Annotated in this window: 7 protein-coding genes; 2 read left to right on the top strand and 5 right to left on the bottom strand. The window is 74.6% G+C overall.

Features of this window, described 5'->3' with window-relative positions; translation table 11 throughout:
- Positions 1-481: prepilin peptidase (locus tag NCC78_RS23120; protein ID WP_250797014.1), on the top strand; the 481-nt coding region annotated here is incomplete at its 5' end.
- Positions 482-533: 52 nt separating this feature from the next.
- Here NCC78_RS23120 and NCC78_RS23125 read toward each other — a convergent pair.
- From NCC78_RS23125 to NCC78_RS23145, 5 genes are all read right to left on the bottom strand, one after another.
- A complete protein-coding gene (locus NCC78_RS23125; RefSeq protein ID WP_250797016.1) occupies positions 534-3,731 on the bottom strand; it encodes a UvrD-helicase domain-containing protein in 3,198 nt (1,065 codons plus the stop codon).
- 157 nt (positions 3,732-3,888) lie between these two features.
- Positions 3,889-5,133, bottom strand: coding sequence for a metallophosphoesterase (locus NCC78_RS23130; RefSeq protein ID WP_250797017.1), 1,245 nt, complete (start codon positions 5,131-5,133; stop codon positions 3,889-3,891).
- An 11-nt stretch (positions 5,134-5,144) separates the two neighbouring features.
- The gene (locus tag NCC78_RS23135; protein ID WP_250797018.1) at positions 5,145-5,411 is read right to left on the bottom strand and encodes a MoaD/ThiS family protein; all 267 of its coding nucleotides are present in this window, start codon (positions 5,409-5,411) and stop codon (positions 5,145-5,147) included.
- A gap of 2 nt (positions 5,412-5,413) precedes the next feature.
- Entirely contained in the window at positions 5,414-6,427 is a 1,014-nt protein-coding gene (gene moaA / locus NCC78_RS23140) for a GTP 3',8-cyclase MoaA (RefSeq protein ID WP_250797019.1), read from the bottom strand.
- Entirely contained in the window at positions 6,424-7,341 is a 918-nt protein-coding gene (locus NCC78_RS23145; RefSeq protein ID WP_250797021.1) for a fructosamine kinase family protein, read from the bottom strand. Before NCC78_RS23145 ends, moaA begins: the two co-directional genes overlap by 4 nt.
- 554 nt (positions 7,342-7,895) lie before the next feature.
- On the opposite strand from NCC78_RS23145, the gene NCC78_RS23150 reads away from it, so the two are divergent.
- The coding region (locus tag NCC78_RS23150; RefSeq protein WP_250797022.1) for a DUF4192 domain-containing protein at positions 7,896-8,418 on the top strand (523 nt) is incomplete at its 3' end.

Raw genomic sequence — 8,418 nt, forward strand, 5'->3', positions numbered from 1 at the left:
CGGGCTCGCCGCCGCGCTGGGCTTGGACCCGGCGCTGCCCACCTTCCTCGCGCTGGCGGCGGTGGGGCTGGTGCTGGCCGTGGTCGACCTGGCCTGCCTGCGGCTGCCCGACCCGCTCGTCGGCACGGCCGCCCTGGTCGCCGCCGTCGGCCTGACCGGCGCGGCGTCGCTGGCCGGGACCCCGGGCCGACTGGCCGGCGCGCTGGCCGGCGCGACGTTCTCCGGTGCGGCGTACGTGCTGCTGGCGCTGCTGCCCGGCTCCCGGCTGGGCTTCGGGGACGTGAAGCTCGCGGCGGTGCTCGGGTTGCCGCTCGGCTGGCTGGGGCGGGACGCCCTGATCGCCGGGCTGGTCGTGCCACACCTGCTGCACGGTGTGGTCGCGCTCGGGCTGCTCGCCACCCGACGGGCGCGCCCGGAGACCCTGCTGCCGCTCGGTCCGGCCCTGCTCACCGGCGCCTGGCTGGCGGTGCTGCTCAGCTGACCCGGCCAGGTGCCTGCCACCCGCGTAACGGTGACAGGGCCCTCCTCGGGCCTCAGATCAGGCGGAGCTGGCGGTCCCGGGGGCGGCGCGGCTCGGCCTCGCCGAAGCGTTCGAACAGGCCCGGGTCGATGACGTCCAGGAAGGGCGTCGGGGCGCACTCGCGCTCCGAGCCGTGCCGGCTGCGGCGGGCGGCGTGGCTGACGTACAGCCGGTCCTGGGCCCGGGTCAGCCCGACGAAGAAGAGCCGCCGCTCCTCGGCGACCGCGTCGTCGTCCGGCGTGCTGCCGGGCCAGCGCAGCGGCAGCAGGCCGTCCTCGGCCCCGACCAGGAAGACCACCGGGAACTCCAGCCCCTTGGCCGCGTGCAGGGTCAGCAGGGTGACCGCCTCGGCGCGCGGGTCGAGGGCGTCCACCTCCGCCCCGGTGGCCAGTTGGGACAACAGGAGCGGCAGGTCGTCACCGCAGCGGCGGGCCAGCGGGGTGAGCAGGTCGACCGCCGAGCGGACGTCCTCGGGGCGGACCGCGGCGGTGCCGTCCAGCGTCGGCACGGCGAAGCGCTCCGCCAGCACCTGCCCGGCCAGCCGGACGCGGGCGGCCAGCGAACCGTCGAGTCCGTCGGCGTGGCGCAGCTCGCGGGCGATGGCGGCCACCCCGGGTCGGTCCCGCAGCCGGTCGTGCGAGCGCTTCTGCACCGGGATGTTCGCCCGGGCCAGGGCGTCCACGATCGGCGCGGCCTGGGCGTCGGTGCGGTAGAGCACCGCGATGTCGGAGAAGGAGAGCGCGGTCGACCGGCCGTCGATCCGGCCCGAGTCCAGCGACCGGTGGGAGAGGCCGCCGACCAGTTCGTCGATGGTGCGTACCACGAAATCGGCCTCGTCGGCGACCGAGGCCGCGGGGTAGCGACCCACTAGCGGGGCCTCCGGGTCGAGCCGGGCCGGGTCGAGCCGGCGACCGCGCACCAGCGACGACGGCGCGATGGCCTGCACCGCGGCGGCCAGGATCGGCGCGGAGGAGCGGTAGTTGCGGTTGAGCCGGACCAGCCGGGCGTCGGTGAAGTCCTGCGAGAAGCGCAGGAAGTAGCCGACGTCGGCACCGCGGAAGGAGTAGATGGCCTGGTCGGGGTCGCCGATCGCGCAGAGGTTGCCGTCGGGGGGACTGAGCAGGCGCAGCAGCTCGTACTGGACCGCGTCGACGTCCTGGTACTCGTCGACGAAGATCCAGCGCCAGCGCTCGCGGTACCGCTGCACCAGCTTCCGGTCCGCGCGCAGCAGCTCGACCGGCAGGGTGAGCAGCTCGTCGAGGTCGACCAGGTCCTGCTTGCGCAGCAGCGCGGTGTAGCGGGCCTGGTCGTCACTGGCTTCGACGCGGGCGGCGGCCCGATCCGCGTCGTCGGCGATCCGGAAGTCCGCCGGCAGCCCGGCGGCGTCGGCGTTCTCCCGCAGGAGGGCCAGCCCCAGCGAGTGGAAGGTGCCGACGGTGACGTCCTCGGCGACCGGGCCGAGCAGCCCGTCGAGGCGGTGCCGCAGCTCCTCGGCGGCCCGCCGGGTGAAGGTGATCGCCAGGCACTGCTCGGGGAAGACGTTCAGCTCCGCGCAGAGGTACGCGATCCGGTGGGTCAGCGTGCGGGTCTTGCCGGTGCCCGGGCCGGCCACGATGAGCAGCGGGCCACCCGGTGCGGAGGCGGCCACCCGCTGCATCGCGTCCAACCGGTCCAGCAGCCCGGTGCCGACCTCTTCCATGCCGGCGAGCATCGGCTCGAAGGGCTCGTGCGGCGAGGGCTGCGGCGCGATCGGCGGGGGTGGCGGGGGCGGGGCGGCCTTGCGCTTCGGCTCGGTCCTGACCGCCGCCGGGCGGCGGGCCTTCGGCCGGGCCGCCGGCTCCGCGGGCGTGCGCTGCGCCGGCACGGGTACGTCGAAGAGCGTCTCCGCCTGCGCCCCCGTCGCCTGCGCGCCCAGCTCGGCGGGGTCGAAGAGGGTGATCACGCCGTACTCGCCGTCGTAGCCGGGCACCCGGCGGACCTCGCCGCGGCGCAGCCGGCCGATGCCCTCGGCGAGCAGTTCCCCACCGACCCGGCCGATCTCGTCCAGCGGGGTGCGGGTGAGGATCTCCAGCTCCGGGCCGAGCGCGGCGACCAGCTCGTTGAGCTTCCCCTCGACCTTCTTCGACCGGGCGCCCACCTTGTTGATCTCGCCGAGGATCTCGCCGAGCTGCACGAGGTGGGTGACGTCCGGGGCGTGCGCCGGTCGGTGCCCCTCCGGGCGGTCGGCCAGCTCCGCCACCCGGCTCAGCACCCCGACGGTCAGCGGCTTGCCGCACTCGGGGCAGCGTCCGTCGGCGGCCATGGTCCGCTCCGGCGTCCAGTTGACGCCGCAGAGCCGGTGGCCGTCCGCGTGGTACTTCCCCTCCTCGGGGAAGAACTCGATCGTGCCCGCCAGCCCGTCACCGGTGCGCAGTGCCTCCCGGATGGCGAAGTAGTCGCGGGCGGAGTCGAAGACCGTCGCCTCCCGGGCCAGCGCCGGCGGCGAGTGCGCGTCGGAGTTGGAGACCAGCCGGTAGCGGTCCAGGCTGGCGACCCGCCAGTTCATCTCCGGGTCGGAGGAGAGGCCGGTCTCCACCGCGAAGATGTGCTCGGCGAGGTCGGCGTAGCAGTCGGCGATGGCGTCGAAGCCGGACTTGGAACCGAGCGCGGAGAACCACGGCGTCCAGATGTGCGCCGGTACCAGGTAGCCGTCCGGGCTCGCCTCCAGCGTGATCTCCAGCAGGTCCCGGGAGTCCAGGCCGAGGATCGGCCGACCGTCCGAGCCGAGGTTGCCGATCCGCCCCAGCGCGGCGTTGAACCGGGCCACCGCGTCCAGGTCGGGCAGGTAGATCAGGTGGTGCACCTTGCGGGTCCGGTCGTCCCGCTTGTAGATCGTGGAGATCTCCACGCTGAGCATGAACCGGACCGGGTCCGTCTCGGCCTCACTGGCCAGCCGGGGCGGCAGCCGCCGCGCGATGTCCCGCTCCGCCTCGGGGCTGAGCCGGTGCAGGCCGGGCTCGGCCGGGTGCAGGGTGTCGCGGAGGTGGTCGTACCAGGCGGGGTGGGTGAAGTCGCCGGTGCCGAGCACCGCGATGCCCTTGCGCCGGGCCCACCAGCCGAGGTTCGGCAGGGTGAGGTCGCGGCTGCACGCGCGCGAGTACTTGGAGTGGATGTGCAGGTCCGCGACGAACGGGGGGACGCCACCGGGGGTTGCGGCGCTGAACGGAGGCACGCCGCATCCTGTCACGCCCGGTCCACTACCCGCCCGCCGCCACGCGTACGCGTGACCTGAGCAATCCCCACCCCACCCGGAGCTCAGCGGTTGATCATGAGGTTAGCGGTGCGGATTGCGGCATTTCGCACCGCTAACCTCATGATCGACGCGGGGGTCAGGGAGCGCGGAGTTCGACCAGGCTGATTTGGGGGTTGGCGCCGACGCGGACCGGGGGGCCCCAGAAGCCGGCGCCGTTGGTGACGTAGACCTTGGTGCCGTCGACCTCGCCCAGACCGGAGACCACCGGCTGCTGGAGCTTCACCAAATAGTTGAACGGCACCATCTGGCCGCCGTGGGTGTGCCCGGAGAGCTGGAGGTCCACGCCGAACTTCGCCGCCTGCAGCGCGGCGATCGGCTGGTGGGCCAGGAGCACCACCGGGCGGCTCGGGTCGCGGCCGCCGAGCGCGGCGGCGAAGTCCGCGGGCGCGGCCAGCCCGGTGCCGATGGCCGTGACGTCGTTGATCCCGGCCAGGTCGAGCACGCCGCCCCGGGCCTGGATCTCCAACCGCTGGTTCTGCAGCACCCGCAGCCCCAGCCGGTCGACCTCCTGCACCCACTCCTCGACCCCGGAGTAGTACTCGTGGTTGCCGGTGACGAAGAAGCTGCCGTAGCGGGAGCGCAGGTTCCGCAGCGGCGCCGCCGCCTCGCCCAACTCCGCGACCGAACCGTCGACCAGGTCGCCGACGACCGTGACGATGTCGGCGTCGAGCCGGTTGATCGCGGCCACGATCCGCTCGGTGTGCGCCCGGCCGCGCAGCGGACCGAGGTGGATGTCACTGACCGTGGCGATCCGCAGACCGTCCATGCTCCGGGGAAGCTTCGCCAGCGGAATCCGCACCCGGTCCAGCTGCGGCGGGCCGAGCGCGGTGCGGATGCCGTACCCGGTGACGCCGGTGGCGGTGAGTCCCGCGAAGATCGCCGCCCCCCGGGCGAGCAGCAACCGGCGGGCGGGGTCGTGGTCGGGTTGCGCGAGCGCGCCGGTGGCCGGCGGGTCAGCGGGGCCGGCCGCGCCGACCAGGGCCGGCTCGGGCGCGGCGGTGGTCGGCTCGGCGGCGGCGACCCGGCGGCGCAGCACCAGCTTCGCCACCAGCATCGGCACTTCCAGCGCGACGAGCAGGACCAGCAGGTAGAACATCACGGCGAGCCAGAGGTAGCCCGGCCAGGCGAGCCAGTAGAGCCCCGCCTGGGTGCCGGCCATGGTCGCCGGTACGAGCAGCGCGAGCACCAGTGCGGTGACCCCGCCGATCCGCCGCCAGCGCCCCGGGGTCGTGGTGTCGCGCACCAGCCGCTTCCACAGGTAGAGGTGGATCAGGCCGGTGACCAGCCCCATGGTGGCCACGAAAGCCAGTACCGCCAACATGTGTTTCTCCCTCAGCCGCCCGCGAAGGGGGGCAGGACGTCGATCGTGGCCCCGGCCGGCAGCGGTGCCCGTCGATCATGACAGGTCACGCCGTCGACCAGGAAACTCGCCACCCGCAGCACGGCGGCGAGTCGCTCGCCGTGCCGCTCGGCGAGCTCCACGATGAGTTCGTCCAGACTGCGGCCGGCGGATGCGATCTCCTCGGCCCGGCCGGCGGCGGCCCGCGCCCCAGCGAAGAACCGGACGGTGAGCGGTGCCACGTCCGTCAGGTGCGCCACGGTCAACCTCCGATGGCCGACATCGGCCGGGCGGGTTGCAGGAAGGCCGGGTCGTCGATGCCGTGACCGGCCCGCTTGCCCCACATCGCGGCGCGCCAGCGCCGGGCCAGCTCGTCGTCGTCCACCCCGGCCCGCAGCGCGCCGCGCAGGTCGGACTCCTCCGTGGCGAAGAGGCAGGCGCGCACCTGGCCGTCGGCGGTGAGCCGGGTGCGGTCGCAGTCGCCACAGAAGGGGCGGGTCACGCTGGCGATCACGCCGACCCTGGCCGGGCCGCCGTCGACCAGCCAGGTCTCGGCGGGGGCCGCGCCGCGCTCCGCCGGGTCCGGGGCCAACTCGAAGCGGGTACGCAGGGCGGCCAGGATCTCGTCGGCGGTGACCATCGTCGTACGGTCCCACCCGTGCTGGGCGTCGAGCGGCATCTGCTCGATGAACCGCAGCTCGTAGCCGTGGTCGAGGGCGAAGCGCAGCAGCGCCGGGGCCTCGTCGTCGTTGGTCCCCCGCATCAGCACCGAGTTGATCTTGACCGGGGTGAGCCCGGCGGCCGCCGCCCCGGCCAGGCCGGCCAGCACGTCGGCGAGCCGGTCCCGCCGGGTCAGCCGGGTGAACCGCTCGGCATCGAGGGTGTCCAACGAGACGTTCACCCGGTCCAGCCCGGCGGCGCGCAGCGCGGGGGCGAGCCGGTCCAGCCCGATGCCGTTGGTCGTCACCGAGATCCGGGGACGCGGCTCCAACGCCGCGACGGCGGCCACGATGCCCACCAGGCCCGGCCGGATCAACGGCTCGCCGCCGGTGAACCGCACCTCGGTCACCCCGAGCTGCCGCACCGCGACCCGGACCAGCCGGACGACCTCGTCGTCGCCGAGCAGCTGCGGCCCCGCCAGCCAGGGCAGACCCTCCGCCGGCATGCAGTACGTGCAGCGCAGGTTGCACTTGTCGGTCAGGGAGACCCGGAGGTCCCGAGCGACGCGGTCGAACCGGTCGACGAGGACGCCGACGGTCGGCGGGGCGACGCTCACCCGTCGACCGTAGCGCGCCCGAGCCCGGCCAGGGCCGACCGGGAGGTCCGGGTGACCGCATCGCGGTACGCGCCGCCGAACAGGGCGGTGTGCACCAGCATCAGGTGGAGCTGGTGCAGCGGCACCCGCTCCCGCCAGCCGTCGGCCAGCGGCCACGTCTCCGCGTACGCGGCGAGGACCCGGTCGAGGTGCGGCGCGCCGCCGAAGAGCGCCAGCTGCGCCAGGTCGGTCTCCCGGTGCCCGCCGTGCGCCGCCGGGTCCACCAGCCACACCCGGTCGTCGGCGCCCCAGAGCACGTTGCCCGGCCAGAGGTCGCCGTGGATCCGGGCCGGCGGCTCGTCCCCGCCGAACTCGGCGATCCGCCCGACCACCTCCTCGACCGACCGGGTCTCGGCGTCGGTCAGCGCGCCGTTGTCGACCGACCGGCGCAGGTACGGCAGCAGTCGCCGCTGCGCGAACCAGCGGGACCAGGGGCCCTCGTCCGGGGTGTTGTCCTGCGGCAGGGCGCCGACGAAGCCGGTCGTCCACTCCGCGCCGAACGCCGGCGCGCCAGCCCGGTGCAGCCCGGCCAGTTCCCGGCCGAAGCGCTCGGCCGCCTCCGGGGTCGGCTCACCCGGGTCGACCCACTCCAGCGCGAGCAGCTCCGGCAGCGCCACGAGCACCTCCGGCACGGCGACCGTGCCCGCCTCGCGCAGCCAGCGCAGCCCGGCCGCCTCGGTGGCGAAGAAGCCCTCCGGCACCGGCCGTTCCGACCGCTCCGGCCAGGTCTTGGCGAAGACGGAGTGACCGTCGTCCAGGGTGAGGCGGGAGGCGGCGCAGATGTCGCCGCCGGAGACCGGCGTCTCCCGGATCCGCTGATGGGTCAGGAAGGTCGGCAGGTGCTCCGGGTGCGCCCGCAGGTACGCCAGGTCCATCTGCGCAAGGTAGCCCCTCCCACCGACCTTGCGCGTCTCCCTCCACCCACCCCACCCTTCGCCGGCTCGGCCCCTCCACCGCTCCGGCCCCCTTCGTCGCTCCGTCGGCCCGCTCCTCCGTCGGCCCGCTCCTCCGTCGGCCCGCTCCTCCGTCGGCCCGCTCCTCCGTCGGCCCGCTCCTCCGTCGGCCCGCTCTCCGCCGGGCCCACCCCTTCACCGCCCCCGCCCATCACCGGCCCCGTCCTCCACCGACCCGGCAGCCGCAGCCGGCATCCGTGTTCCGCGCGAGCGGGTGCTTGAGATCTTGGAAGTTTTCGGCCCCTCTGAGGGCTCTTTCCTTCCAGGATCGGCTTTGCCGTAGCCGCCAACGGGCGAATGGAGGCTTCCCGTCGGCGGTCGGTGATTGGTGGTCGTGGTCGGTTTCGGAGGCGGGGGGTTCGGGGAGGGTCGGGGGTGGGGGATGAGCAGGGGAAATACTCTGCGTGACTGTGGATAACCTGCGTGTCGTCCACAGGGCCTGCCGAGCGGGTTCTCCGGGTCGGAGGCTGCCACCCATGACCTCGACCGACCGCCCCCGGCTCGCCGTCCGTTCCCCCGCCGACCTCATCGCCGCCGTGCCCTACCTGCTCGGCTTCCACCCGGCCGACAGTGTCGTGGTGGTGGCGATGCGCGGTCGTCGGATCACCTTCGCCGCCCGGGCCGACCTGCCCGATCTCGCTGATCCGGTCGACCCGGCCCGGCACCTGGCCGGCGTGATCGCCCGGCAGCGCGCCGAGACCGCCACCGTGCTGGGCTACGGTCCGGCGGACCGGGTCACCCCGGCGGTGGACGCGGTGCGCGCCGCGCTGACCGGCGCGGGGCTGACCGTGCACGACGCCCTGCGGGTGACCGACGGCCGGTACTGGTCCTACCTCTGCGCCGAGCCGGAGTGCTGCCCGCCCGACGGCACGCCGTACGACGCGGGGTCCAGCGAGGTCACCGCGGCGGCGGTCTTCGCCGGCCAGGTCGCCCTGCCTGACCGGGCCGCTCTCGTCGCGCAGGTGGCGCCGGTCACCGGCCCGGCCCGGTCGGCCATGT

Origin of the sequence: Micromonospora phytophila (assembly GCF_023656545.1) — a bacterium.
GTDB classification, from domain to species: Bacteria; Actinomycetota; Actinomycetes; order Mycobacteriales; family Micromonosporaceae; genus Micromonospora; species Micromonospora phytophila.